The sequence below is a fragment of the Sunxiuqinia indica genome (assembly GCF_009847015.1).
In the GTDB taxonomy this organism is placed as follows: Bacteria; Bacteroidota; Bacteroidia; order Bacteroidales; family Prolixibacteraceae; genus Sunxiuqinia; species Sunxiuqinia indica.
Genome location: NZ_WVEM01000009.1, coordinates 104,655 through 130,309, shown reverse-complemented (window position 1 = coordinate 130,309; position 25,655 = coordinate 104,655). Strand labels below are relative to the sequence as shown.

Sequence of the window (25,655 nt, the reverse complement as noted above, 5' to 3'; positions counted from 1 at the left end):
TCCAGATAAAAACTGTATTTGAAACCCGAATCGAGACTTATGTTTTTGATTCGGGTTCGTGTATTTTCAATCGTTCATTAACCTAATACTGATAAATATTGCAAGAAGCCGACAGGCAACAAGCATAGTATCACCAAATAAAACAATACGAATGAAACAAAACAATTTCTTTATCATTGCTATTACTTTTGTAGCAACGCTTGGCGGTTTATTGTTTGGTTACGACACCGCTGTAATTTCCGGTGCCGAAAAGTCGGTGCAGGCTTTTTTGATAGACAGCCAGGGACTTAGCACGCTGGTTCACGGATTAACAATTTCCAGCGCTTTGATCGGGTGTATTATCGGTGGTGGAATTTCAGGAATTTTTGCTTCAAAAATAGGACGAAAGAGATCCCTGATGATTGCTGCTTTTTTGTTCTTTTTGTCGGCTTTGGGTTCCGGATATCCGGAGTTTTTGTTTTTTGAAAAGGGCAAAGCAACCATGGCACTTTTATACATGTTCAACTTTTACCGGATTGTTGGTGGTATTGGGGTTGGAATGGCTTCGGCAATTGTTCCGATGTATATTGGAGAGATTTCTCCTGCTGAAATTAGAGGACGTTTGGTTTCGCTTAACCAGTTTACAATCATCTTTGGAATGCTTGTGGTTTATTTCGTGAACTGGGGGATCTCAAATGGTCAAACAATAGAATGGGTGAATACAATCGGATGGAGACGTATGTTTCTGTCTGAGGCAATCCCTGCCGGTCTGTTTGGAATCTTGCTTTTCTTTGTTCCTGAAACACCGAGGTACCTGGTGTTAAAACAAAAAGATAATGAAGCATTAAGGATCCTTGAAAAAATTAATGGTCCCAGCCGAGCCAAAGAAATTCTGAATGATATTAAAAGTACGGTAGAGCACCACTCAGGGAAACTCTTTTCGTATGGGAAAGTGGTTATCGTAATAGGAGTTTTACTCTCTGTTTTTCAGCAGTTTGTTGGTATTAATGTGGCACTTTACTACGCACCCCGGATTTTTGAAAGCATGGGAGCCGGAAAAGATGCTTCTATGTTGCAAACAGTCGTGATGGGTTTGATCAACGTAATTTTCACAGTTGTCGCGATTCTTACCGTCGACAAATGGGGAAGAAAACCTCTAATGATGGTTGGTTCAATAGGGATGGCCATTGGTATGTTTGCTATTGCAGGCTTGGCTTTCTTTGAGATTATTGGGATCAGTACTTTAGTGTTCATTATTGTTTATACAGCTTCGTTTATGATGTCGTGGGGGCCTATTTGCTGGGTTTTGATTTCTGAGATTTTCCCGAATAAAATTCGCGGGCGTGCAGTTGCTGTAGCTGTTGTTGCACAATGGGCTGCCAACTATTTCATTTCATCAACTTATCCATCGATGATGGAATTCAGTGGTGCTGTAACTTACGGATTTTACGGTGTTATGAGCGTACTTTCTTTCTTTTTTGTTTGGAAAATGGTTCCCGAAACAAAAGGAAAAACCTTAGAAGAAATGGAACACATTTGGAAAAAGTAGTCAACCAATCTTTACAAGAGTAACAAAAATGAAGATTTTGCAGGATTACTGGATCCGGAATTAATAAATATTGAAAATGCATTGAAAAAAGTCGGATCAATTCCGGCTTTTCTTGTTTTTAGTTACTTTTGCAATTCGAAATAAAAAACAGATTATGGCTCAAAAACCTTCAATTCCAAAAGGAACACGCGACTTCTCTCCGGTAGAAATGGCTCGCCGGAATTATATCTTCGATACGGTTAAAGAAATTTTCCAACGTTACGGCTTTCAACCGATCGAAACTCCGGCTATGGAAAACCTGTCGACTTTAATGGGGAAGTATGGCGAAGAAGGGGACAAGCTCTTGTTTAAAATCCTGAATTCAGGCGATTTTATTTCGAAGGTAAGCAATGACGAATTGCAGGAACGCAATAGCATTCGCCTAACAAATCAAATTTCAGAAAAAGGATTGCGGTACGATCTGACCGTGCCTTTTGCCCGCTTTGTTGTGCAGCATCGCAATGATATTTCTTTCCCATTTAAACGATACCAAATTCAGCCGGTGTGGCGGGCTGATCGACCTCAAAAGGGGCGTTACCGTGAATTTTATCAATGCGATGTTGATATGATTGGCAGCACTTCCTTGTTGAATGAACTGGAGTTGGTGCAGATTATTAATGATGTTTTTACCAAGTTGAACATCAATACGGTGGTGAAAATCAATAACCGGAAGATTTTAGCCGGAATTGCCGAAACCATTGGCGAAGCTGATCGCATTGTTGATATCACGGTGGCTATTGACAAGTTGGATAAAATTGGCTTGGAGAAAGTGAATCTCGAGCTTTTGGAGAAAGGCGTGTCACAGGACGCTGTGGATAAACTTCAACCCATTTTAAAGTTGAGCGGAACCAACGAGGAAAAGCTGGATCAAATTGAATCGGTGATTGCAGCGACAACTGTTGGGAAAAAAGGAGTGGAGGAGATGCGAACCTTGTTTGGGTATCTTTCGGGTTTTGAATTAAATACAGAAGTTGAACTTGATCTGACTCTTGCGCGCGGATTGAATTATTACACCGGTGCTATTTTCGAGGTAAAAGCCAAAGATGTGCAAATTGGGAGTATTTGTGGAGGTGGACGTTACGACGACCTGACCGGAATTTTCGGAATGCCCGATGTGTCGGGAGTTGGAATTTCGTTTGGTGCCGATCGTATTTATGATGTAATGACTCAATTGGAGCTTTTCCCCGAAGATGCTGTTGCTTCAACCAAAGTGATGTTCGTTAATTTTGGCGAAAAAGAAGAAGCTTACTGCTTACCTATTTTGGCCAAGCTTCGAGCTCAGCATGTAAATGCCGAAATTTATCCTGAATCGGCTAAAATGAAAAAGCAAATGACTTGGGCAAATCGGAAAGAAGTTGCTTTTGTTGTTTTGGTGGGCGAGGAAGAAATTAAGCAGGGAAAAGTGACACTCAAAAATATGAAAACGGGTGAGCAACAATTAGCTACCCCTGATGAGCTGATAAGCATCCTTTCTGTATAGTACTTAATCGCGAATGAAGTTTATTTTCCCCAGGGAAGAAGCCAGATTGAAAATCAGTTGATAGTTTATTGGTTATTTAGTCGATTGCTCTTTGAGCCGTCTTCTTTTTCCAACCACCAGCGCGGCGCCACTCAAAACGATTATTGCTCCAAGTATCGACAGCAATGAAAAGTGTTCGGATTCAATCCACGAAACATTCATTTCTGTCAATATTCCCATGGTTATGAATGTGATAATTGGATTGACAATAATGATGATACTGACTTTGTTGGCTTGTGTGTATTTTAAAGCAAGAGCTAAGCAGCTGTAGGCAATCAAGGTATTTACTCCCAAAAGAAATAAAACAAGCCACCATACCCAGCTAATTTCTGCTAATGGAGCAAAGTCGACAAAGGGAATGTAAATAAATGCCGGTAATCCGAATAGGAATAAATTTAAGCTTGCAGATGAGTTTGATACAACCAACTGTTTCTGAAAAATTGCATAGATTGCCCATGCGACAGCTCCGCTTAACGTAAATAAAACGCCCATGTTATACTGTCCCTGCTGTCCAATCATTTGTTTGATTTGCTGACTGTAAAAAAAGGCAAATCCGATGGCGGCAACAACAAATCCAATCAACTGTAATTTGTGTATCTTCTCCTTGAAAAAAAGAACCCCGGACAAAGCAAGAATAACAGGGCCGGTTTGGATAACCACTTGTGCATTACTTGGACTGGTGTAATGAATACCGAGCATGTAACCCATGTAATTCCACGAAAGGCCGAGGGCTGCGAACACAAGAAGTTTGGGTGGTTTAATTAATATTTTTAAGCTCGAAGGATTGGTGATCAACTGCCAGGTTGCCAGCATCACAAAAGCGACAACAAAGCGAAACCAGACAACGGTTTGTGGCGCAACTTTCTGAACTGCTATTTTAAGGAAAATGGCAAGAAAGCCCCAGAAAAATGCAGTAACAATAGCATACAAAATACCCTTTTGGTTGTTGGTCATTCCTGGATCTGGTGTGTAATTAAATGAAATAAAAAAGCCATCGGGAAATTCTGATGGCTTTGCTTTTATCTTAGTTTGGCATCAAGTTCCTTATCAAACAGGAAGATCAGCTTTTGCATGATCTTATCGATTTGCTTATCCTTGAGTGTTTTTTCATCGTCGCGCAGCGTAAAACTAACGGCATACGATTTCTTTCCTTCCGGCACTCCTTTGCCTTCGTACACATCAAACAGATCAACTGAGCGAAGTAATTTCTTTTCAACTTTAAATGCTAAATCGCGAATTTGCCCGAATTGAACATCTTTGTTCAGCAGCAAGGCTAAATCACGACGTACTTCCGGATATTTTGAAAGTTCGCTAAATAAGGTCTTGTTGTTTTTCTGTTCCAGTATAATGTTGTCCATCGAAAGATCAGCATAAAAAACCGAATTTTCAATTTCAAATTGCTTCCTCAATTTAGGGTGAACGATACCGATTTCGGCTACCTTTCTAGTTCCGTTTTTGGTTGATAGAACGATTCCTTCTGAAATTAATTCGTTGCTGAAACTTTCAGTCGTTAATTTGTCGGCGTTCAATCCCATCTTTGTCAGCAGGCCTTCGGCATAAGATTTTAGTTGAAAGAAGGTACTTTCACTTTGCGGAACAGTCCAGCTTTCTTTTTCTTTTTGTCCGCTGATGAAAATTGCCAGATGTTCTTCCTCCCGGAAGTTTTTCATTATATCCTCTTTCAACTCCAATCCATTTAGAAAGTAGCAATTGCCAAATTCGTACAAGCGCAAATCCGCATTTTGACGATTGGCGTTGTACGCAATCGCTTCAAGTCCTCCAAACAGCAGTGTTTGACGCATTACGCCAAGGTCGTTACTTAGTGGGTTGAACAACTTAACGGTGTGCTCATCGTTAAATGTTTCGCCATTTTCGTAATACGAAGCTTTGGTTAGCGAATTCGACCAGATTTCATTAAATCCCTGCGCAGTAAGCGTTTCTGCCATTACCCGGCGAATTTTTACCGGATCGTGCAAGGGCGAGTACTGCAGCGAAGCATTCACCAAACTAGGAATTTCAATATTGTTGTAGCCGTAAATACGCAGGATTTCCTCAATCACGTCAGCTTCGCGTTTCACATCAACACGATAGGGAGGAACCGAAAGCGATAGTCCGCTTTCCGTTTCTTCGTTAATCTTAATTTCCAGGCCTTTCAGTATCAGTTTGATTCGTTCGGCGCCAAGATCTTTTCCAATCAGTCGTTTGATGTTGGCGTAGCTCACTTCAACCTTAAAATCATCAATCGGATTTGGATAGATATCAACGATTTCAGAAGAGATTTTTCCGCCTGCGATTTCTTTAATCAGCATTGCGGCTCGCTTTAAAGCATAAATGACCCCATTCGGGTCGGTGCCTCTTTCAAAACGGAACGAAGCATCGGTGTTCAAACCATGGCGACGAGCTGTTTTTCGAATAAAAACCGGATCGAAACACGCCGACTCCAGAAAGATATTTACAGTTGATTCTTTTACCCCGGATTTGATACCACCAAAAACGCCACCAATACACATGCCTTCTTCTGCATTGCAAATCATCAGGTCGTCTTCGTGGAGCTCACGCTCTTCTTCATCTAAGGTAACGAACTTCGTTCCGGGCGATAGGGTTTTAACAATTACTTTGTTGCCTGCAATTTCTTTAGCGTCAAAAGCATGCAAAGGTTGACCGGTTTCAAACAGAACGTAATTGGTAATATCTACCACATTATTTATTGGCGATAGGCCGATTGCTTTTAGTCGGTTTTGCAGCCAGTCGGGCGATTCCTTAATTTCTACGCCCGAAATTGTAACACCCGAATATCGTGGGCATGCTTCAGGATTTGCCACTTCAACCGGAATTTCCAGAGAATGATCATCAACCTTAAAATGATCAACCGAGGGTTTGGTATACGAAATATCTTTTTCCTGTTTTAGGTACGCGGCCAAATCACGCGCAACACCAATGTGCGATGCTCCGTCAATCCGGTTTGGAGTCAGATCAATTTCTATAGCATAGTCGGATTCTACATTGAAAAACTCGCTGGCCGGAGTTCCAACCAGCGAATCTTCGGGTAAAACCATAATGCCATCGTGACTTTCGCCAACCCCAATTTCATCTTCGGCGCAAATCATGCCTTGCGATTCTTCGCCGCGAATTTTAGCACGTTTGATCACAAATTCGTCATCGCCATTGTAAAGGGTTGTTCCTACAGTAGCTACCACAACTTTTTGTCCGGCGGCAACGTTGGGTGCTCCGCAAACAATCGGCAAAAGATCACTGGAGCCAACATTAACCGTTGTTTTGCTGAGGTGATCAGAGTTGGAATGCTTTTCGCAAGTTACTACTTCGCCAATCACCAATCCGCGAAGTCCGCCTTTGATGCTTTCAACTTCTTCAATTCCACCAACCTCAAGGCCGGTTTGTGTCAGCACTTCTTCCAGCTGCTGAGGAGTCAGGTCGGTATTTATATAGTCTTTCAACCATTTGTAGGAAATCTTCATAATTGCAATGCTTTTAAACTGAATTTGAGAACGTCAGTCTTTTTGAGACCGACAAAAGTAAGCATTTTTTGGGGTGGGGCAAAAGGGAGAAATAGGAATAATTCGAGAGAAGAATGAGATTGGGTGATCTTTCTTATTTCCGAAAGAACGTCGCAACATCGAGTTATGCTTTTGAAGTTTATTTCAATCTCAAGAAGCTAGCTAATGAGATCAGCATGTTTTGTGATTTTTAAGAAGGTGTTTGATGAAAACTCCATCCCGCTAAAAAGAACTCTTTATCCTTCTCCAAAACGTATTTTTACATCAGTTCCCTGATTGGGGGAACTTTCAATTGAGAATTGAATATTTTTCTTTTCCAGTAGTTTATGGACAAGAATCAGTCCGATACCATTCCCTTTTTCTCCTGCGGTGCCAAGTGACGAGTCGATTATTTTACCGGAAATTGCATTCAGCTTTTCTTGATCCATACCAACGCCGAAATCTTTCACGGACAGCGTTTCGTTTGAATAACTGACATGAATTTCCGCATCCTTATGACTGAACTTTATCGCATTTGAAAGGAAATTTCGAAGGGCAATGTTCAGCAACGTTTTATTCGTATGAATTTCGGTGTCGGTAGTTATTTGATTAACGATTTGTACGTTTTTGAGCTTTAGCTCTTGTTCGAATTCATCGATTAGATGATTGATCGTGGAGGCTAAATTAATTTTGTCGGTTACTCCACTATTAAATGATTTGGCCTTTACCCAGTCAAGTAATTCGTTCGTTATATCAAAAGCCTTTTTGGCTGATTGAGCAATAGTTGATGCAAACTCATTGGCCTCATCATTCTGATTAGGGGATTCTTTTAATGAATCAGTTAGTAGATCGTTAAAGCCAATGACGTTAGAAAGCGGTGTTTTAAGATCATGGAAAATCACTGAAAAAAGGTTCTCTTGCATTTGTAGCTGTTCCGAAAGAGAATTAATTAAGATCGACTGCTTTTCTTCCAGCTTTTTCCTTTCTGATATATCGAAAACAATTCCTGCTAAAAGAATTGGGCTTCCCGCTTCGGAGCGTTTCGTAATTTTTCCCCGGTCGTAATACCATTTCCATTCGCCTTTTTTGGTTTTTATTCGGTATTCAACTTCATAAATATTCGTTTTTCCGGTTAAATGATTTCGCATGTTTTCCATAACGGGCTCATAATCGTCAGGATGTAGTTTGCTGGTGAAAAACTGGAAATCACAGTTTTCCGGGATTTCATCTTTCGTATAGCCCAAATTAGTAGCCTTTAAAGAATTAAATGTGACCTTGTTGCTTTGAACGTCCCAGTACCAATGGCCTAAATTTCCGGTCCATGCAAATTTTAATTGCTCCTCGTCTTCCTGGTCTGCTTGAAGAGACTTTAGCAATAAATCCATTGACTTTACAAGCCTGATAAGTTCCTCCTTCGATTTTTTCTGATAGTCCATATGTTCTTTTCAATCGTTTTTCGATATTAATATCGCTTTAACTTGAGTTCTTGTGCTGATGTCTGATTGACAAGTTAGTATTTATTTTGTGAGAATCATTTTTAATGTGGTTGTCAAATTGTATTTTGGAACGCTTTTAGATTGTTTTTAAAAATGGATATTTTATCGTGATGAGTGATCTGCTAAAAAATCACATCAAGCTTCATTTTATTGTTTTTATTTTAGGTTTTACGGCGATTATTGGTAAGCTAATTAGTTTACCGGCTGTCGAAATGGTCTGGTATCGTATGTTGATCGCCTTTGTTGCTTTAGGAGCTTTTTTATTTTTTCGGAAGCAATCAGTTGTGTATTCGTCACGTGCAATATTGCAAATACTTGGTGTCGGACTGATCGTTGCAGTGCATTGGATTACTTTTTTCCATGCCGTTAAAATTTCAAATGTATCGGTCACTTTAGGTTGCATGGCTTCTACAACTCTTTTTACAAGTATACTCGAGCCCATGATTACCCGACGACGATTCATTTGGTTCGAGGTGATTATTGGAGCCATCATCCTTATTGGCCTTTACTTGATTTTTCAATTCGAGTTTCAACACAAATGGGGTATCGTTACAGCCTTGATTTCAGCATTTTTGGCCGGTCTTTTTACGGTACTCAATAAAACATTTATACCCAAATACAACCCGGTTGTTATTAGCTTTTACGAAATGGGAAGTGGGTTTATCGGTATTACCTTTTTGCTTATCGTTACTGGTGGTTTCTCCGCTGGAATACCTGCACCGTCGGCCGGAGATTGGATGTGGTTGCTCGTTTTAGGTGTTGTTTGCACTGCTTATGCTTACGTTGTTTCTATTGATGTGATGAAAGTGCTGTCGGCATACTCAGTCGTATTAACGATTAATATGGAACCGATTTATGGTATCCTGATGGCCTTTTTTATTTTTAAGGATTCAGAATACATGTCGTTGGGATTTTACATCGGAACATTGATTATTTTGGCTGCCGTATTTAGTTATCCTTTAATTATTAAAATGCTAAATAAGAGGAGCGCAATCGTAAAGGAAATTGGTCATTTGCAGTGATTTGCTTTTGTTGTAACATTTCCTGGTGGAGTAGAAATAAGACCGAACGAATAGTGTCAGCCCACTTTGTGTGTTACGAATTCATTTTTTGCATTAAACTAGAGCTGTATAATTGTTTTAAGCTTCCAATATGAACCTTCATTCCAATTGCTTCTGCTATTGATCGCATGCTTGCCTGTCACTTCACCCATTGAGACATGGTTGACTTAACGGTGTATATTGCTCTTTTTATGTTTAGGTGAATGCTATTCCGGTCTTTTTCGAAATTAAGGCGATTTCCTGGCCTCGATTTTCTGGTCAGGATAAATCATTCGTAGAATCTGATTTTTTTATATTCCCAACAATCGTATTTTTGATTAATTATTAAGTTTTAAAATCGAATTGATGTGAAACGAGTAGGTCAAAGTCTTTTCTCGCAGGAGAATTATGACGTGCGAGTTTTGTCGAATACTGTTGAGAACATAAAATTATAAGTATATGAAAGTAAAGTTTTTATTAGTCGTTTTGATATGTGTCGGCTTAAGCGCTTTTAAGTCTTCAGAAGAAAGAAAAATTCACCTGTATTTAGTTGGCGATTCAACAATGGCTAATAAATCGGAAAAAAGATATCCGGAAACCGGATGGGGAATGGTGTTTCAGGAGTTTTTCAAGGATCGGGTAGTTGTTGAAAATCATGCGTTGAATGGTCGGAGTTCTAAAAGTTTTATCGGAGAAGGACATTGGGCTAAAGTGTTGAATAAACTACAGCCTGGAGATTATGTCTTCATCCAATTTGGGCACAATGATCAAAAAGAGCGTAAGCCTGATCGTTATACAAATCCCGTAACAACTTATCGTGCCAATCTGGAGAGATATGTTCGCGAAACGAGAGAAAAAGGGGCACATCCCATTTTGCTAAGCTCAGTTGTGCGACGGAATTTTAATGATGAAGGAACGCTGATCGATACCCATGGCCTCTATCCTTTAATCACCCGAATAGTGTCCGAATCAGTAGATGTTCCTTTTATTGACTTGCAACTGATGACAGAAGTGAAGGTTGTTGAAATGGGGACTGAAAAGTCACAAGAATTATATATGTGCCTTAAGCCGGGAGAATATCCGAACTACCCCGATGGAAATAAGGATAATACTCATTTTAATAATTTTGGTGCACGTGTAGTTGCAAAAATGGTGGTTGATGAACTCAAGAAAAAGAATATCTTGATAACTGAGCTAAAGTAAGTGTATTGCATTTAAATTGGCGAATGTTTTTTTTTTTTTAATCAGTACACTTAAACGATCAAAAAAATTAATCAAACGAACGATTCCCTATTATGAAAAAGAAAGTCTTTATTGGTTTATTGCTATTCTGGTCATGTAGCAGTTTTGCCCAGAAAACAGAGAGCTATTTCCCTCCGGAAGAATTGACAACAGTTGGTGCTTATTATTATCCGGAACATTGGGATGAAGCACAGTGGGACAGGGATTTGCAGAAAATGGCAGAAATGGGGTTTGAATTTACTCACTTTGCTGAATTTGCATGGGCTCAGCTGGAACCGGAAGAAGGAGTTTATGATTTTAAATGGTTGGATAAGGCCGTAGGTTTAGCCGCAAAACACAAACTAAAAGTCATCATGTGTACATCAACCGCGACACCACCAGTTTGGTTGGTTCGCAAGCACCCTGATGTTTTAATTACCCGGGAAGATGGAACACAATACGATCATGGATCACGACAACATGCTTCCTTCTCGAATGAATTTTATCGTGAATATGCTCAAAAGATGATTGCCGAGCTGGCTAAACATTATGGCGATGACGATCGAATTATGGGATGGCAATTGGATAACGAACCTCATTCAAATGTTGATTACGGAGACGATGCTCAACAACGTTTTCGTCAATGGCTGAAGAAAAAATACAAAACAATTGAAGCGTTAAATGATGCCTGGGGAACTAATTTCTGGAGTGGAACCTATCGTGACTTTTCAGAAATTAATATTCCACAGCACAAGCAATGGGGCATGAATCTTTATCAGCGGTTGGATCACAGTCGTTTTTGTGATTATGAGACTTCTTCATTTTTAGATGAGCAGGCGGAAACAATCCGAGGTTACGCTAGCCCTAAACAGTGGATTACCACGAATTATATTCCGATGTACGACGCTCGCTTTATTGGTGCCAGCAGGGAACTGGACTTCATCAGTTATACTCGCTATATGGTGTATGGCGAGCATAAAGGGATTGGTCCCAGGGGGTATCGCGTTGGTGAGTATTCTCGAATTGCAATGGCTAATGATTATTTTAGGCCACTGACTCCTGTTTATGGCGTGATGGAGCTACAGCCCGGGCAGGTGAACTGGGGGACAATTAATTCACAACCGCTTCCGGGAGCTGTGCGTTTGTGGTTGTGGCATGTTTTTGCAGGTGGAAGTCAGTTTACCTGTACCTATCGCTTTCGCGCTCCTATTTATGGTTACGAGCAGTATCATTATGGCATTGTTGGTCCCGATGGCGTAACTCCTACACGAGGGGGACTGGAGTATCAGCAATTTATTGATGAAGTAAAGCAGTTAAGAAGAAAATCATCTTTAGGAGAAACTCCAGCAGATTATCTAAAACGAAAAACGGCTATTCTTTATGATCCGGATAATACGGTTGCAATTAACCAAAACAAACAGACTACTGTTTGGGACACCGAGCAGCATGTCTTGAAGTACTACAAAGCCTTAAAATCATTTGGTTCCCCGGTTGATTTTATTCGCGACACCATGGATTTTTCGGGATATTCGGTGATTGTTGTTCCTGCTTATCAGCAAATGAGTTTGGACTTGGTTGAAAAACTAACGGATTACGTAAAAGGTGGTGGCAACTTGATTATGTCGTGTCGCACAGGTCATCAAGATGAATTGGGCCATTTGTGGGAGGCAAAACACGCAGAACCAATTTATGAGCTAATTGGAAGTAGCATTGAGTTTTATGATCTGTTAAGACCCTATGCTCCTGATACGATTGCTATGGACAAAGAGAAATTTGCCTGGACGAGTTGGGGAGATATTTTAAGTCCGAATGCTGAAACTGAAACCTGGGCTGAATATTCGGGTGATTTTTATGCCGGAAAAGCTTCCGTAACATATAATCAACTTGGTGAAGGCACCGTAACCTATGTTGGCGCTGATAGTAATCAAGGGGATTTGGAAGACGCTGTCCTGCGAAAATTGTACAAGCGTTTGGATATCGATATCCAAAACTATCCAGAAGGAATTACTGTCGAATACCGGGATGGGTTTGGTATTGCAATGAATTATGCGGATGAGGATTATGTAATGGATCTTTCTGATGATGTTGAAATATTGATTGGAGATAAATTAATTCCTACAGCGGGTGTGTTGGTTTGGAGATTGAAGTAGAGGATCAGTTTAAATTTCCGGTGGAGTAAAAATTATTATCATCTTTGCTTGCATTTTTTTATCGGTGATGCAGTGATGTATATTGAATAACACAAAAAAAAGAGGAAATTTCGAATGAAATTTCCTCTTTTTTTTGTGGGCGATGAGGGAGTCGAACCCCCGACCCCTTGGGTGTAAACCAAGTGCTCTGAACCAACTGAGCTAATCGCCCTGAATATTTTTTGAACGTGCCTTCTTTTTGGAAAAGCTTCATTAAAAAAGGAAGTTCCAACAGAAACTTCCTTTTTCTTGAGTGGGCGATGAGGGAGTCGAACCCCCGACCCCTTGGGTGTAAACCAAGTGCTCTGAACCAACTGAGCTAATCGCCCTAAATGTTTTTTGAACGTACCCCTTTTTCAGAAAGGCGTTGCAAATATAAATCCTTTTTTCTCTCTACCAAAAGAAAAAATCAAAATTTTCAAGAGAAATAATCGGCGACAACAAAGGTACTCCCGCCAATGAATATTAGGTCGTTTGTCTGTGCCTTGCTTTTAGCCTTTGCAACTGCTTCATGTACAGATGAAATTACCTCTCCTTCTAATTCATACGTTCTCGCTTGCGCTGCTAGTTCGCCCGCAGGCAGGGCACGAGAAATAGTTGCCTGGGTGAAAAGATAAGTTGCTTCTTTAGGTAGAATTTCTAAAATCTGATCCAGATTTTTATCATTTACCAGGCCTAAAACAATCCATAAATTCTTCCAGGCAGTATTTTTTAGTTGAGAAACAACACTCGTCAGCCCCGCCTCGTTGTGCGCTGTATCGCAAATCATCAGTGGATTATGGCCAACAACTTCCCAACGACCGCGGAGCCCCGTGTTTTTTGAAACCTTTGACATCCCATTATAGATCGGTTTCTGACTGATCTTCCATCCCGCCTCATTTAGCAGTTCAATGGTTTTTAAAACTCCTCCAATATTTTTACGCTGGTAATGGCCGAGTAAATCGGTCTTTAACTCAGGAAAAATCAGTTCGCCATTTTTCTTGAAATTAAAAAGTTGAAGCCCTTCAGCAAGAAACATGGAGTAGTCGGCATCGAATTCCTGGTCAGCGAAATGGATAGGCGCTTTTTTTTGTGTCGCAGTTTGCTTAAATGTTTCGTTGTATGAGTTACTGCTTTCAGAAATAACAACAGGAATCCCTGACTTGATAACTCCGGCTTTTTCTGTGGCAATTTGTTCGATAGAATTACCAAGCAGTGCGGTGTGATCTAAGCTGATGTTGGTAATTAACGACACCTCTGGCTGAATGATGTTCGTTGAGTCGAGTCTGCCACCCAGGCCAACTTCAACAACGGCAACGTCAACCTCCGTTTTTCTGAAGTAATCGAAAGCCATGGCAACGGTAATTTCAAAAAATGAAGGCTCAAGTTTTGCCGATTTATTCATCTTTCGAAATTGGTCAACAAACTCCACAACTGCATTTTCCGAAATCATTGCTCCATTCACCCGGATCCGTTCTCTGAAATCAATCAGGTGTGGCGATGTATATAAACCAACTTTATAACCCGCCTCTTGCAACACCGATGCCAATATGTGCGAGCAGGAACCTTTGCCATTTGTTCCAGCTACGTGGATGCTTTTGAATTGATGATGAGGAAAATCAAATAATTCATCTAACCGAAGAGTATTGCCCAAAGTGTTTTTATAAGCAGCCGGTCCGGTGCGCTGATACATGGGGAGATGGTTATATAAAAAATCAAGCGTGTGTTTATATCTTGTCATTATTAATCAGTGTTTTAATAAAATATCAGGCATTAGTGTTAATAACATCCTTTGTTTTTTCAAATAATTTCAAAATCAATTGACCTAAATTTTCCTACATTTATCAAAAGCAAAACTCTAAACTATGGCAACAAAACAGCCGGCTGACTCAAAATTATTTGTACTTGATACAAATGTAATTCTTCACGATCACACCTGTATTTACCAGTTCAAAGATAATGATATCATCATTCCTTTGACGGTGTTGGAAGAACTTGATAAGTTTAAACGAGGTAATGATCCAATCAATTTCCAAGCTCGTGAATTTGTTCGGATCCTGGATGGAATTGTTGGAGAAAAATTATTTAATGGAGGCATTAAACTGGGTGACTCTCTTGGGAAGTTGATTATTGCGACTGGTAAGCCATTTACCGAAGCGATGAAGCAATCATTCAAAGAAGATATTCCGGATCATCGGATTTTAGCTGTTGCTGAATACGTGAAGAAGGAAAATCCTAAACGCCAAACGGTTTTGGTGTCAAAGGATATCAATCTTCGGATGAAAGCGAAGTCGTTGGGGATTCTTTCAGAAGATTACCAAAACGACAAAATTAAGGATCCACAGGTTTTTGAAAAGAGCATTAAGGAAGTTGATAATTTCAAGGATGAACTAATTAATCGTTTGTATGATGAAGGCTCTTTTGCTATTTCTGAATCGGAAATAAAGGAGGCACCAAAGCCCAACGAGTACTTTATTCTGAAAGGTAACAAATCAAGTGTTTTAGGTCGGTTTGATAAAACTTCTCAGCGAGTGATTCGTGTTGAGAAGCGAGTCGCTTACGGTATAAAGCCACGAAACGCAGAGCAAACCTTTAGCCTGAATTCCTTGTTGAACCCCGATATTAAGTTGGTATCATTAACAGGTAAAGCGGGAACCGGAAAAACCTTATTGGCTTTGGCTGCGGCGTTGGAGCAGAATAAGCAATACGAACAAATTCTGTTGGCTCGTCCAATCGTTGCATTGAGCAACCGTGATTTGGGCTACTTGCCCGGAGATGCAACCGAAAAAATTAGTCCGTACATGCAACCTTTGTTTGATAACCTGTCGGTTATTAAGCATGCTTTTAATCCACGTAGTCAGGAATACCAAAAAATTGAAGAGTTACTCAAAGAGGAGCGTTTGCTTATAACCCCGCTAGCCTATATTCGCGGGCGTAGTTTGTCCAATGCCTTTTTTATTGTTGATGAGGCTCAAAATCTTACTCCGCACGAAATAAAAACGATCATTACCCGAGCCGGCGAAGGGACCAAAATGGTATTCACCGGCGATATGCAACAAATTGATTCACCGTATTTGGATATGAAATCAAATGGTTTGGCATACATGACTGATAAAATGCGCAGTCAGGAGCTCTTTTCACATGTTAATCTGGTGAAAGGTGAGCGTAGTTATTTGGCCGAATTAGCGAGTGACCTTCTTTAATCTGAAAAGGAATATCCTGTCTTTTTTAGAAATAAATAACATCCATAATTTTGAATCCATGGGGTTTTAACGCAATTTCGAAGAAAAATAAAACCCCATGGATTTAGAAAATATTTGCAAGCAAATAGAAACAGTTGCCAAGAAGGCGGGTCAGTTTATTCGGGAAGAGCGATTGAAAATTACCGATGATGATATTGAATTGAAAGGTAAAGCAAGCTTGGTAACCTATGTCGATAAAAATGCTGAAAAGTTAATTGTTGACGAACTTACCCAAATACTTCCCGAAGCGGGTTTTATCACCGAAGAAGGAACGGCCGATTCGGATGGAGAAACATTGAAGTGGGTGATCGACCCCTTGGATGGAACCACCAATTTTATTCATGGTATATTTCCACATTCAGTTTCCATTGCTTTAATGAAAAATGACCAGCCCATTGTGGGAGTGGTATACGAAGTTGGACAGGATGAACTTTTTGCCGCCTGGCAGGGTGGTGGTGCCTGGCTAAATGGCAAGCCAATTTCGGTATCGAAAAACAAGAAACACGAAGATGTGCTGCTTGCGACCGGATTTCCGTATTATAACTTTGAAATGCTGAACGAATACCTCGAACTACTTGAGTTTTTTATGATGGAAACTCGCGGTATGCGCCGAATGGGGTCTGCTGCTGTTGATATGGCTTATGTGGCTTGCGGACGCTTTGACGGCTTTTTTGAGCACGCCTTGCATGCCTGGGATATTGCCGCAGGAATCATTATCCTGCAAGAGGCAGGAGGAAAAGTTTGCGATTTTAAAGGAGGTGATAATTATTTGTTTGGTAAAGAGGTTGTGGCTTCTAATGAGAACTATTTCCCGGCATTCTTCTCAAAAGTAAACGAACTTTTAGGGTAGTTTTTTTTCGTTGCTAATATTGTACATCGTCGGGTAATAAACTAAATTGCATAAAAAAGCAACTATGGCTGAAAAAGAGATTGCCCTCCTTCAAAAACAACGGGAAAAGCTAGCCGATAAAAGTTTTGATCTGGAAGCGTGGAAAAAACAAACCACACTTTTCCTGCATCGTATTTTTGGTGCCGACCATGCTATTGTGCGAATGATCACGGAACTTAAATACGATTATTCGAGCTGGAATTTACGCGATGCAACGGGCAACGAAAAGTCGGATGATCCTGTAAAAATGCAGGCTGATGAAATACTGGAAGCTGCTATTTTAGAGTTGGAAAGTTTAGGTTTGCCCGATCCGACATCTTCGGCAGACAAAGTCTGGGAACTGATGGAGGAAGAATTAACCGGGAAGCAGTTTAAAGCATTGAAAGCGATTGTTGAATCGACAAAAAAGAATAAGTTGGCAAAAGTTCAGGAAGTACTTGGGAGTATGGAGAAAGAAAACCTAATAAGTATCCTTTCCCGAATTCTAATTTCATGACTATATTTGCCGGATGAATTCACCCAAGGTTGCGATTGTTATTTTAAACTGGAATGGCAAGAAATTGCTAAAACAGTATTTACCTTCTGTTATTGAAAATAGTCAGGATGAAGGCGTTGAAATTATTATCGCCGACAACAATTCTGACGATGATTCTATAAATTTTCTTGAAAGCAATTACCCGAAGTTGAGAATTATTCATTTGATTGAAAATCATGGTTTTGCGAAAGGGTATAATTTGGCTCTAAAAGATATTGAAGCTGATTATTACATTTTGCTGAATTCGGATGTTGAGGTTACGCCCGACTGGGTTAACCCATTGATTCAACCAATGGAAGAGGACGATTCAGTTGCAGCGGTTCAACCCAAAGTGCTTAGCTGGAATAAAAAGGATGAGTTTGAATATGCGGGAGCAGCCGGCGGGTTTATCGACAAGCTGGGTTTTCCGTTTTGCCGGGGACGTATTCTTAATGTGATGGAGAAGGATGAAGGGCAGTTCGACCAAGTTTGCAATATCTTTTGGGCCACCGGAGCCTGCATGGCGGTTCGTGCCAGTTATTTTCATAAGGCGGGTGGTTTCGATTCTGATTTCTGGGCTCATATGGAGGAAATCGACATTTGCTGGCGGTTAAAAAATATGGGTTTTCAAATTCAATACACCCCATTCAGCAAGGTCTATCATCTTGGAGGCGGAACTTTGTCGTATGACAATCCTAAAAAGTTGTTCCTGAATTTTAGAAATAGTTTGTGGCTGTTGTACAAAAATCTTCCTCGCCGGAAATTTTATAAGGTTATTGTTGTTCGGATGCTGTTAGATGGCGCCGCTGCATTTAAGCTGTTGAGTGAGGGAAATGCGAAAGGTTTTTTCAGTGTCTTTCAGGCACATGCCGCATTTTATCGTTCGCACAAAAAGCTGAGGCAAAAGAGAATTCAACTCAAAAATATTGCGACACCTCAATGGCACGACGAAATTTTGGTGAAGAGCATTATCTGGAAATTTTATTTGGAGGGAAAAAGAACATTTCGAGAAGTAAATGAGTAATTTTTGCCTACTTGTTCTGTTCGCATTATCGGAAAACCTTTGTATATTGAATCAAATTAATTCAATCTCTTTATGTCACTCATTAATGGATTCAATATTTTTCCAACAACAAAATCTTTTGAAAAAATAAGTGTGGATCAAGTTGCCCAACCGATTCCTCATAATGCGTATCAATGGTTGCAGTTTGATTTAACCGATCCCGATACACCTAACATAATCCGCTCCATTGATGGTCTCGATGAGTTGTTTGTTGACGCTTTGTTGAAAGAAGAAACACGACCACGACTGTCAATTTCAAACGATGATATGTTATTTATGTTACGAGGGGTCAATTTGGCTGAAGGGGCCGATCCGGAAGACATGGTGTCTGTTCGGATGTTGGTAAGCAAAAACCGGATTATTACCTGCCAAAGACGAAACCTACTTTCTGTAAATGATATGGTGCAGCAAATTGAGGAGGGAAATAGCTCGAAGTCCACTGCTCATTTTCTAGTTTACTTATGTGAGCGCCTGATATTCAGAATGGGCGATTTTATGGAAGATATCGAAGATCGTTCGGCGGAAATTGAAGAATTGGTGTTAGACAATGAAGATGAAGACTACAGAAATGACATTCACAATATTCGCAGACAAATTATTCAACTAAAGCGTTTTTTGGTTCCTCAGCGGGAGGCTTTTTTGAAAATTCAACTCGAAAAAACAAGTTGGATTACTCAAAAACAACAACTTCGTTTTCGGGAAATTACGGACCAACTTATTCGTTATCTTGAAATGTTGGATGCAGCACGCGATATGGGAACTGTTAGCCAGGAAACCTTGTATAACAGGCAAAACGAAGAGATGAACAAACGGATGTACGTGTTGACAATTGTTGCAGCTTTTTTCTTGCCTCTTGGTTTTTTTACCGGGCTTTTAGGCGTTAATCTGGCAGGAATTCCCAGCGCCGATAGTCCCTTGGCATTTTTCGTTTTTGTTATCATTCTTTTAACGATTGTTGGCTTTCAATTTTGGTTATTTAAGAAAAATAAGTGGCTTTAGTATTTTGTAAAATAATATATTTGCAACTCATATTTATGTTATTGAGTTATGAGTCGCATTTCTACTTTGCTATTAATTGCAGCTTGCCTTTTTTCGTCGTGTGCCACGCAGCACAAAACAATTTCAGCCATAAGCACCTGGTCGTATCCACAGCTTCAAGATGATCAGCAGTTTAGTTTTAGTTATGTTGATGGAGTGTTGGGTAAAACCGGAAATAAGCAAGCGGCTCGCTGGGCTAAAAGAAAGCATATTCATGTAATCAGTGTTCGAATCATGAACAATGGGAAAAGACCCGTTCATGGAATGCAATTGTCTTTTTATAACGGTGACGAACCAGTCGAACGCATCCACAATGCCTGGTTAGCAAAAAAGGTCAGACAGCGGAGGTCACCACTAATGATTTTATTTGCTCCGGTTTGGTTGGCGGAGGCGGCCTTTTACTCTTCGCTTGATGACGATGACGAGTATTATTACGAGCGTTCTCCTTACGAAGAGGACACACCAAGTATAACAGGTGATATTGCTTCAGCAGTTGATAATCAGCGAAAGAACGAGAACCTAAAACTAAAAGATGAATTGGTGAATTTTCAGCTTGAAAGACAAGTTCTTTGGCCAGGAAAGGCAGTTTATGGTATTATCGGAATTAGAAGCAACGAGGAGTTGGAGCATTTGCGAATTGTAAAGCACGATGTTGATTTTGAGGTTGTCTCAACATACTAGTTAGTAAAAAGCCCCACCAATTGGTGAGGCTCATCTTACTAACTAAACTAAAACCTATTTACCTATGAAATGTCTATCATGCGCGGAGCCTGTTCTTTGTATTCTTCCCTTTTAGGAAGTAAAATTGTCAAAATGCCATCTTTATGTTTTGCTTTAATTTTGTTGGCATCAACACCTTCCGGCAATCTGAACGAACGACTGAATGAAGAATAGTTAAATTCGCTGAACACAACTTTTTCTCCATCCTTCTCTTCTTTTTGCTCTTTCTTTTGAGAAGAAACCGTGAGAACATTGTTTTTCAAGTCGATGTGGAAATCTTTCTTATCAAGTCCGGGTGCAGCCACTTCAATTTCGAAATCCTCTTTATGTTCGTACACATTTACAGCCGGGCTTGAACTCCATTCTGGTTTCTCAAAGACATCGTTCCAGAAATTTCTTCCAAAAAAATCGTCGAATAAATTCGGCATGTTTCTGTTTTGTTTGATTAATGGTAACATGACTAAATCCTCCTTTTTTTAGTTCAACATCAATGATTACGCCTAAGAAACTTCAAACAATATACCAACAAGCTTTTGCTGCGATTTTCGATCATGATTAAGCATATGGTTGCCATTTTGTCTTTTTTGACGACATTTTTGCATGTGTTAATTGTCTGGATATGAAATATTTTCAGGGTTTTGTTTCTTGAGGTACACGGCGCGAATTGTAATTTCTACTTTTTTTCACATACCTTTGTAATCGTAATTTTTCGCAATGGGGTGCCTTAATAATTAAGGGCTGAGATCATACCCAATGAACCTGATTCGGTTAGTACCGGCGGAGGGAGTTGTGTTTCAAACTTGATATTTTATATCCTCATTGCATTTATTCATTTTCTTTTAGAATTAAATGACATGAATGTATCTGTAAACGACCGAAGTGTCGAAATTGAAAATCAAACCAATTTGCATGCGCTTATTAGCCAGTTGAAACTTCCCTCGGCAACAGGTATTGCCGTTGCTGTTAATAACCAGATTGTCAAAAAAGGACATTGGGAAAACCATCTATTAGCAGAGAATGACCAGGTATTGATTATCAAAGCAAGCCAGGGAGGCTGATGATTCATGCTAAAATGCCAATCATCATTCAACTAATTTCAAAGATCAAAGATCAAAAGCCAAATGCAAATGAATCAAGTTAAAAGCCACTTAGGCGAGACCTATAAATTTCCTAACTCAAGAAAAATTTACGTTGATGGAAATTTGTACCCGATTAAAGTTCCGATGCGAGAGATTCGACTATCTCCAACACAGATAACTGGGAAAGAGATGGAAGAGAATCCGCCAATCTACGTGTACGATACTTCCGGCCTTTATTCTGATCCCGAGTTTCAAATCAATATTGAAGAAGGATTGCCGAACCAGAGGAAATCATGGATTCAGGAACGTAACGATGTAGAAGAGTTGCCAAATCTGAGCTCGGAATTCGGACAGCAACGGCTGGCTGATCCAGAGATGGAGAAAGTAAGGTTTCCCAAAATAAACCGTAATCCGTTAAAGGCGAAGGCGGGCAAAACACCTACGCAATATTACTATGCCCGGCAAGGTATTATTACTCCCGAAATGGAATATGTGGCCATTCGTGAAAATCAGAACATTGAGGAACTCAATAAAAGAAAGTCGCAAAATATCGAGACGTACATCACCCCCGAATTTGTTCGTCAGGAAATTGCAGCAGGACGAGCGATGATTCCTGCCAACATTAACCATCCGGAATGTGAGCCGATGATTATCGGCAGTAAATTTCTGGTAAAAATTAATGCCAACATCGGAAACTCCGAGCTTTCGTCAGGAATTGAAGAAGAAGTTGGCAAGGCGGTTTGGGCTTTTTACTGGGGAGCTGATACCGTAATGGATTTATCGACAGGAAATCATATTCATGAAACACGGGAGTGGATTATCCGGAATTCACCAGTGCCAATTGGTACAGTGCCACTTTATCAGGCGTTGGAGAAAGTAGATGGCAATGCCGAGGACTTAAGCTGGGAAATTTATCGCGATACTTTGATTGAACAGGCCGAGCAAGGGGTGGATTATTTTACAATTCACGCGGGGCTACTTTGGAGTCATGTTCCGAAAACTATTGATCGGATGACTGGAATTGTATCCCGTGGAGGAGCAATTATGGCCAAGTGGTGTTTGGCTCATCATCAGGAGAATTTTTTGTATTCGCATTTCGATGAGATTTGTGAGATTATGGCTGCATACGATGTTGGTATTTCGCTGGGCGACGGATTGCGACCCGGTTCAATCTATGATGCCAACGATGAAGCTCAATTCGCTGAATTGAAAGTGCTGGGAGAACTTACTCATAAAGCAAGAAAAGCAAATGTGCAGGTTTTAATTGAAGGACCCGGACATGTACCAATGCACAAGATTAAAGAAAATGTTGAGCTGCAAAAACAGTATTGTGATGACGCGCCTTTTTATGTGTTGGGACCACTGACCACCGACATTGCTCCGGGATACGATCACATCACCTCAGCCATTGGTGGGGCGATGATTGGTAGCTTTGGGGCAAGTATGCTGTGTTATGTGACGCAAAAAGAACATCTTGGATTGCCGGATAAAGACGATGTAAAACAAGCGGTTATCACCTACAAGTTGGCAGCCCATGCTGCCGATTTGGCAAAAGGTTTTCCGGGAGCTCAGGTACGTGATGATGCAATGAGCAAAGCGCGTTTTGAGTTTCGCTGGAAAGACCAATTTTGTCTAGCCCTGGATTCTGAAACCGCGATGCAGTTTCATGATCAGACGCTACCTGACCAGGGAAGCAAACAGTCTCATTTCTGCTCCATGTGCGGCGATAAATTCTGCTCCATGAAATCGACGCATGAAATCCGTGAAATGGCTAAAAAGTTAGAAGAAAAGCAGCAGGAATTCAGAGAAAAGGGAAGCGAAATCTATGTCAACCCATAACTGGAGATTATGGATCTGATTGTTATATCATATCCCGAATCATTTTTCAATGAGGAACAACTAATTGCCCGGTTTTTTCAGCTGGGACTTCAGCGGTTTCATTTGCGAAAGCCAGCCTGGGGACAGGAGCAAATCGAGCAATTATTGAGAGGAATTCCAGCGGAATATTATCCCAGAATTGTTTTGCACGATCAGTTTGATCTAGCTGAGAAATACCATTTGGGTGGTATTCATTTTACAGGAAAAACAAAAATGAAGATTGAACAGTGGTTGGAATTTCCCGGAACCAAAAGCATCAGCTGTCATTCGCTTGAAGAATTAAAGATGCTTGGTGATAAGGTGGATTATGCCTTTTTGAGTCCTGTTTTTTCTTCTCTTTCAAAGCCCGGCTATGAAGGGAATTTAGATTTGCAGAAAGTAAGCTCATTTTTGAGACTCGAAAAGAAATATTCAGTCGTTGCATTGGGGGGTGTTTCTGATCAAGCAATCAGACAATGCATTCAATTTGGTTTCGATGCAGTGGCTGTACTAGGGGCAATTTGGCAAAAGGAGCTTGAGGCAGCATTGATTCTAAATCGTTTCATTAAACTATTAAACACATGTCAACAAAACGTCCCGATGTAATTTGTCTGTCCGGATTTGATCCGAGTGGAGGTGCGGGCATTTTAGCCGACATAAAGACCCTCGAAATGCATCGGGTTCAAGGTCTGGGAGTTTGCACGGCGCTGACTTTTCAAAATGATCAGTCATTTGAAGGAATGGAATGGGTGAGTGAGAAAAATATGCTTCGACAATTGGATGTTCTTCAGACTGCTTACCAGCCGAAGGCCGTAAAAATCGGAATCATCGAAAGTTTAAGTGTGCTGATGAAAGCAATTGAGAAACTGAAGCATCAGGATTCTGATATCTCAATTATTTGGGATCCGATTTTGAATGCTTCTGCCGGATTCAATTTTCATCAACAGTTTGATCGCGATTTGTTCGACTATCTGCTAGATCAAATTTCATTATTAACTCCAAATTTACCAGAGTGCGAGTATTTATTCGGAACCAGTAACGTCAATGTAATTCGTGAAAAAGTAAATTGTGCAGTATTGATTAAGGGAGGCCATTCCGAATCCGATTTTGCAACCGATGTATTGATCGCAGGCGGAGAACAACAACTTTTTCGACATGAGAAGAAGATGGGGTTTTCTAAGCATGGAACAGGATGCATCCTGTCATCAGCAATTGCTGCAAACCTTGCACTTGGTCGTTCGCTGGCAGAATCTTGTCGCTTAGCCAAAGAATATATGCAAGCCATTTTAACAAGTAATCATACCAAATTAGCCTATCATTATGAACCCTGAAAAAACAATTGCAAGCCTACAGCTAGTGACCCATCCGGTAGAAGGGAATAGCCCATTTAATCAAGCCAAGTTGGCATTGCAGGGCGGCTGCAAGTGGATTCAGCTACGCATGAAAAATCAGGAGTTGGAAAGCTTTATATCTGAGGGACGAAAGATTATGATATTGAAGGAATTTCATGATTTTAAGCTCATTATTAATGATCATCCGAAAGTAGCAATGAAACTTCAGGCAGATGGTGTACATCTCGGCAAACAGGATATGGCTCCAGGAGAAGCCCGTCGGATTTTAGGTGATGATTTCATTATTGGAGGAACTGCGAATAGCGAGGATGATATTATGCGGTTGGTAGGAGAGGGAGTCGATTACATTGGTTTAGGACCTTTCCGTTTTACTTCAACGAAAGAGAATTTAAGTCCCGTTATTGGACTGGAAGGCTATCAGAGACTGATGGATTGGATGATGCAAAATGAGCTAACGATTCCAGTGGTTGGAATTGGGGGTATTGGGCTTGGCGATGTTGATTCATTGCTGCAAAGCGGTCTGCATGGACTTGCTGTTTCGTCGGCTATTACCAAGGCGAAATCAATTACTTCAAAAACGAAATTATTTCTCAGAGAAATTCAAAAAACACAACAAGATGATAAAAGCACAACCTTTAAAATTAGGTGACAAAGAGTTTAAGTCTCGCTTGTTTACCGGAACGGGTAAATTTAGTTCGAATCAAATGATGGAAGATGCTATTCTTGCATCTGGATCAGAATTGGTTACAGTGGCTTTGCGCCGCGTTGATATTCACGATCAAACTGATGATTTGTTAAGTCACCTGAAGCATCCTCACATCCAGTTGTTGCCCAATACCTCAGGAGTGAGAACGGCCAAAGAGGCGGTTTTTGCGGCGCAACTGGCTCGCGAAGCGCTGGGAACTAACTGGGTAAAACTGGAAATCCATCCCGATCCACGTTACTTGTTACCCGACTCGGAGGAAACGCTTAAGGCAACCAGGGAGTTGGTTAAATTGGGCTTTATTGTTTTGCCATACATTCAAGCTGATCCGGTTCTGTGCAAAAAGTTGGAAGATGTTGGGACAGCTGCAGTAATGCCTTTGGGATCGCCAATTGGCAGTAATCAGGGACTGCAAACACGTGATTTTCTTCGCATAATTATCGAACAAAGTAATGTGCCGGTTATTGTTGACGCCGGAATTGGTGTTCCATCGCACGCTGCCGAGGCCATTGAAATGGGGGCTGATGCTGTTTTGGTGAATACTGCAATTGCTGTTTCCGACGATCCGGTAGCCATGGGGCATGCTTTTAGATTAGCTGTTGAGGCTGGCGCGATTGCCCGGAAAGCAAAGGTTGGTCGTAAAAGCATGATTGCCGAGGCCAGTAGTCCGCTAACATCATTTTTAGACTAAAA

The 25,655-nt window shown here is 40.5% G+C and carries 22 protein-coding genes, 2 tRNA genes and 1 riboswitch; of the genes, 17 read left to right on the top strand and 7 right to left on the bottom strand.

All coding sequences use genetic code 11. From position 1 onward, the window contains the following. The first annotated feature begins 151 nt into the window (after window positions 1-151). Complete coding sequence (gene xylE / locus GR929_RS14375; RefSeq protein WP_201301022.1) at window positions 152-1,528, top strand: D-xylose transporter XylE; 1,377 nt, start codon at window positions 152-154, stop codon at window positions 1,526-1,528. A 154-nt stretch (window positions 1,529-1,682) separates the two neighbouring features. After that, on the top strand, window positions 1,683-3,047 hold the full coding sequence (gene hisS / locus GR929_RS14370; RefSeq protein WP_159520954.1) for a histidine--tRNA ligase: 1,365 nt from the start codon (window positions 1,683-1,685) through the stop codon (window positions 3,045-3,047). Window positions 3,048-3,119: 72 nt separating this feature from the next. Here the strand turns inward: hisS and GR929_RS14365 are convergent, their stop codons facing one another. The 3 genes from GR929_RS14365 to GR929_RS14355 form a co-directional block, all read right to left on the bottom strand. After that, the gene (locus GR929_RS14365; protein ID WP_159520953.1) at window positions 3,120-4,040 is read right to left on the bottom strand and encodes a DMT family transporter; all 921 of its coding nucleotides are present in this window, start codon (window positions 4,038-4,040) and stop codon (window positions 3,120-3,122) included. 65 nt (window positions 4,041-4,105) lie between these two features. Beyond that, window positions 4,106-6,562 carry a phenylalanine--tRNA ligase subunit beta gene (gene pheT, locus GR929_RS14360; RefSeq protein WP_159520952.1) on the bottom strand — a complete coding sequence of 819 codons (2,457 nt, stop codon included), beginning with the start codon at window positions 6,560-6,562 and terminating at the stop codon, window positions 4,106-4,108. Window positions 6,563-6,837: 275 nt separating this feature from the next. Then, the gene (locus tag GR929_RS14355; RefSeq protein WP_159520951.1) at window positions 6,838-8,016 is read right to left on the bottom strand and encodes a sensor histidine kinase; all 1,179 of its coding nucleotides are present in this window, start codon (window positions 8,014-8,016) and stop codon (window positions 6,838-6,840) included. A gap of 170 nt (window positions 8,017-8,186) precedes the next feature. Between GR929_RS14355 and GR929_RS14350 the strand changes: the two genes are divergently transcribed. The 3 genes from GR929_RS14350 (at window position 8,187) to GR929_RS14340 (ending at window position 12,487) form a co-directional block, all read left to right on the top strand. Continuing rightward, on the top strand, window positions 8,187-9,098 hold the full coding sequence (locus GR929_RS14350) for a DMT family transporter (protein ID WP_159520950.1): 912 nt from the start codon (window positions 8,187-8,189) through the stop codon (window positions 9,096-9,098). Window positions 9,099-9,575: 477 nt separating this feature from the next. Continuing rightward, window positions 9,576-10,319, top strand: coding sequence for a rhamnogalacturonan acetylesterase (locus GR929_RS14345; protein WP_159520948.1), 744 nt, complete (start codon window positions 9,576-9,578; stop codon window positions 10,317-10,319). 92 nt (window positions 10,320-10,411) lie between these two features. Then, window positions 10,412-12,487, top strand: a complete 2,076-nt coding sequence (locus GR929_RS14340; protein WP_159520946.1) for a beta-galactosidase — start codon at window positions 10,412-10,414, stop codon at window positions 12,485-12,487. Between the two features lie 136 nt (window positions 12,488-12,623). Here GR929_RS14340 and GR929_RS14335 read toward each other — a convergent pair. The 3 genes from GR929_RS14335 to GR929_RS14325 form a co-directional block, all read right to left on the bottom strand. Beyond that, window positions 12,624-12,698, bottom strand: a tRNA-Val gene (locus GR929_RS14335). Window positions 12,699-12,780: 82 nt separating this feature from the next. Continuing rightward, a tRNA-Val gene (locus GR929_RS14330) sits at window positions 12,781-12,855 on the bottom strand. 89 nt (window positions 12,856-12,944) lie between these two features. Continuing rightward, the gene (locus tag GR929_RS14325) at window positions 12,945-14,246 is read right to left on the bottom strand and encodes a bifunctional folylpolyglutamate synthase/dihydrofolate synthase (RefSeq protein ID WP_159520944.1); all 1,302 of its coding nucleotides are present in this window, start codon (window positions 14,244-14,246) and stop codon (window positions 12,945-12,947) included. A 124-nt stretch (window positions 14,247-14,370) separates the two neighbouring features. On the opposite strand from GR929_RS14325, the gene GR929_RS14320 reads away from it, so the two are divergent. The 6 genes from GR929_RS14320 to GR929_RS14295 all read left to right on the top strand — a co-directional run bounded on the left by GR929_RS14320 (window position 14,371) and on the right by GR929_RS14295 (window position 19,932). Then, window positions 14,371-15,708, top strand: a complete 1,338-nt coding sequence (locus tag GR929_RS14320) for a PhoH family protein (protein ID WP_159520942.1) — start codon at window positions 14,371-14,373, stop codon at window positions 15,706-15,708. A 97-nt stretch (window positions 15,709-15,805) separates the two neighbouring features. Further along, the gene (locus GR929_RS14315) at window positions 15,806-16,597 is read left to right on the top strand and encodes an inositol monophosphatase family protein (protein WP_159520941.1); all 792 of its coding nucleotides are present in this window, start codon (window positions 15,806-15,808) and stop codon (window positions 16,595-16,597) included. A gap of 64 nt (window positions 16,598-16,661) precedes the next feature. Next, window positions 16,662-17,132 (top strand): hypothetical protein, encoded by a 471-nt coding sequence (locus tag GR929_RS14310; RefSeq protein ID WP_159520939.1) that lies wholly within the window; start codon window positions 16,662-16,664, stop codon window positions 17,130-17,132. 13 nt (window positions 17,133-17,145) lie between these two features. Next, the gene (locus GR929_RS14305; RefSeq protein WP_159520937.1) at window positions 17,146-18,174 is read left to right on the top strand and encodes a glycosyltransferase family 2 protein; all 1,029 of its coding nucleotides are present in this window, start codon (window positions 17,146-17,148) and stop codon (window positions 18,172-18,174) included. 72 nt (window positions 18,175-18,246) lie between these two features. Then, window positions 18,247-19,212, top strand: coding sequence for a zinc transporter ZntB (locus GR929_RS14300; protein WP_159520935.1), 966 nt, complete (start codon window positions 18,247-18,249; stop codon window positions 19,210-19,212). Window positions 19,213-19,260: 48 nt separating this feature from the next. Then, entirely contained in the window at window positions 19,261-19,932 is a 672-nt protein-coding gene (locus GR929_RS14295; RefSeq protein ID WP_159520933.1) for a hypothetical protein, read from the top strand. Between the two features lie 62 nt (window positions 19,933-19,994). Here the strand turns inward: GR929_RS14295 and GR929_RS14290 are convergent, their stop codons facing one another. Continuing rightward, window positions 19,995-20,399: an Hsp20/alpha crystallin family protein gene (locus GR929_RS14290; protein WP_235934348.1), complete on the bottom strand. Its 405-nt coding sequence runs from the start codon at window positions 20,397-20,399 to the stop codon at window positions 19,995-19,997. A 277-nt stretch (window positions 20,400-20,676) separates the two neighbouring features. Then, a riboswitch (TPP riboswitch) is annotated at window positions 20,677-20,775 on the top strand. Window positions 20,776-20,825: 50 nt separating this feature from the next. Here GR929_RS14290 and thiS point away from each other — a divergent pair. From thiS to thiG, 6 genes are all read left to right on the top strand, one after another. Continuing rightward, window positions 20,826-21,029, top strand: coding sequence for a sulfur carrier protein ThiS (gene thiS, locus GR929_RS14285; protein WP_159520929.1), 204 nt, complete (start codon window positions 20,826-20,828; stop codon window positions 21,027-21,029). Window positions 21,030-21,098: 69 nt separating this feature from the next. Continuing rightward, entirely contained in the window at window positions 21,099-22,889 is a 1,791-nt protein-coding gene (thiC, locus tag GR929_RS14280) for a phosphomethylpyrimidine synthase ThiC (protein WP_317162834.1), read from the top strand. Window positions 22,890-22,898: 9 nt separating this feature from the next. After that, entirely contained in the window at window positions 22,899-23,513 is a 615-nt protein-coding gene (locus GR929_RS14275; RefSeq protein WP_159520925.1) for a thiamine phosphate synthase, read from the top strand. Further along, window positions 23,489-24,238: a hydroxymethylpyrimidine/phosphomethylpyrimidine kinase gene (locus tag GR929_RS14270; RefSeq protein ID WP_159520923.1), complete on the top strand. Its 750-nt coding sequence runs from the start codon at window positions 23,489-23,491 to the stop codon at window positions 24,236-24,238. Before GR929_RS14275 ends, GR929_RS14270 begins: the two co-directional genes overlap by 25 nt. Beyond that, window positions 24,228-24,908: a thiamine phosphate synthase gene (locus GR929_RS14265; protein ID WP_159520921.1), complete on the top strand. Its 681-nt coding sequence runs from the start codon at window positions 24,228-24,230 to the stop codon at window positions 24,906-24,908. Before GR929_RS14270 ends, GR929_RS14265 begins: the two co-directional genes overlap by 11 nt. Beyond that, complete coding sequence (thiG, locus tag GR929_RS14260) at window positions 24,877-25,653, top strand: thiazole synthase (RefSeq protein WP_159520919.1); 777 nt, start codon at window positions 24,877-24,879, stop codon at window positions 25,651-25,653. Before GR929_RS14265 ends, thiG begins: the two co-directional genes overlap by 32 nt. Window positions 25,654-25,655 lie beyond the last annotated feature (2 nt).

What these genes read in the sequence shown, in the direction of transcription:
- GR929_RS14275 (WP_159520925.1), top strand. Translation starts at nt 22,899, where the DNA reads ATGGATCTGATTGTTATATCATATCCCGAATCATTTTTCAATGAGGAA.
- thiC (WP_317162834.1), top strand. Translation starts at nt 21,099, where the DNA reads ATGAATCAAGTTAAAAGCCACTTAGGCGAGACCTATAAATTTCCTAAC.
- GR929_RS14295 (WP_159520933.1), top strand. Translation starts at nt 19,261, where the DNA reads ATGAGTCGCATTTCTACTTTGCTATTAATTGCAGCTTGCCTTTTTTCG.
- GR929_RS14355 (WP_159520951.1), bottom strand. Translation starts at nt 8,016, where the DNA reads ATGGACTATCAGAAAAAATCGAAGGAGGAACTTATCAGGCTTGTAAAG.
- GR929_RS14265 (WP_159520921.1), top strand. Translation starts at nt 24,228, where the DNA reads ATGAACCCTGAAAAAACAATTGCAAGCCTACAGCTAGTGACCCATCCG.
- GR929_RS14315 (WP_159520941.1), top strand. Translation starts at nt 15,806, where the DNA reads ATGGATTTAGAAAATATTTGCAAGCAAATAGAAACAGTTGCCAAGAAG.
- GR929_RS14305 (WP_159520937.1), top strand. Translation starts at nt 17,146, where the DNA reads ATGAATTCACCCAAGGTTGCGATTGTTATTTTAAACTGGAATGGCAAG.
- xylE (WP_201301022.1), top strand. Translation starts at nt 152, where the DNA reads ATGAAACAAAACAATTTCTTTATCATTGCTATTACTTTTGTAGCAACG.
- hisS (WP_159520954.1), top strand. Translation starts at nt 1,683, where the DNA reads ATGGCTCAAAAACCTTCAATTCCAAAAGGAACACGCGACTTCTCTCCG.
- GR929_RS14365 (WP_159520953.1), bottom strand. Translation starts at nt 4,040, where the DNA reads ATGACCAACAACCAAAAGGGTATTTTGTATGCTATTGTTACTGCATTT.
- thiG (WP_159520919.1), top strand. Translation starts at nt 24,877, where the DNA reads ATGATAAAAGCACAACCTTTAAAATTAGGTGACAAAGAGTTTAAGTCT.
- GR929_RS14350 (WP_159520950.1), top strand. Translation starts at nt 8,187, where the DNA reads ATGAGTGATCTGCTAAAAAATCACATCAAGCTTCATTTTATTGTTTTT.
- GR929_RS14325 (WP_159520944.1), bottom strand. Translation starts at nt 14,246, where the DNA reads ATGACAAGATATAAACACACGCTTGATTTTTTATATAACCATCTCCCC.
- GR929_RS14345 (WP_159520948.1), top strand. Translation starts at nt 9,576, where the DNA reads ATGAAAGTAAAGTTTTTATTAGTCGTTTTGATATGTGTCGGCTTAAGC.
- GR929_RS14310 (WP_159520939.1), top strand. Translation starts at nt 16,662, where the DNA reads ATGGCTGAAAAAGAGATTGCCCTCCTTCAAAAACAACGGGAAAAGCTA.
- thiS (WP_159520929.1), top strand. Translation starts at nt 20,826, where the DNA reads ATGAATGTATCTGTAAACGACCGAAGTGTCGAAATTGAAAATCAAACC.
- GR929_RS14290 (WP_235934348.1), bottom strand. Translation starts at nt 20,399, where the DNA reads ATGCCGAATTTATTCGACGATTTTTTTGGAAGAAATTTCTGGAACGAT.
- pheT (WP_159520952.1), bottom strand. Translation starts at nt 6,562, where the DNA reads ATGAAGATTTCCTACAAATGGTTGAAAGACTATATAAATACCGACCTG.
- GR929_RS14320 (WP_159520942.1), top strand. Translation starts at nt 14,371, where the DNA reads ATGGCAACAAAACAGCCGGCTGACTCAAAATTATTTGTACTTGATACA.
- GR929_RS14340 (WP_159520946.1), top strand. Translation starts at nt 10,412, where the DNA reads ATGAAAAAGAAAGTCTTTATTGGTTTATTGCTATTCTGGTCATGTAGC.
- GR929_RS14270 (WP_159520923.1), top strand. Translation starts at nt 23,489, where the DNA reads ATGTCAACAAAACGTCCCGATGTAATTTGTCTGTCCGGATTTGATCCG.
- GR929_RS14300 (WP_159520935.1), top strand. Translation starts at nt 18,247, where the DNA reads ATGTCACTCATTAATGGATTCAATATTTTTCCAACAACAAAATCTTTT.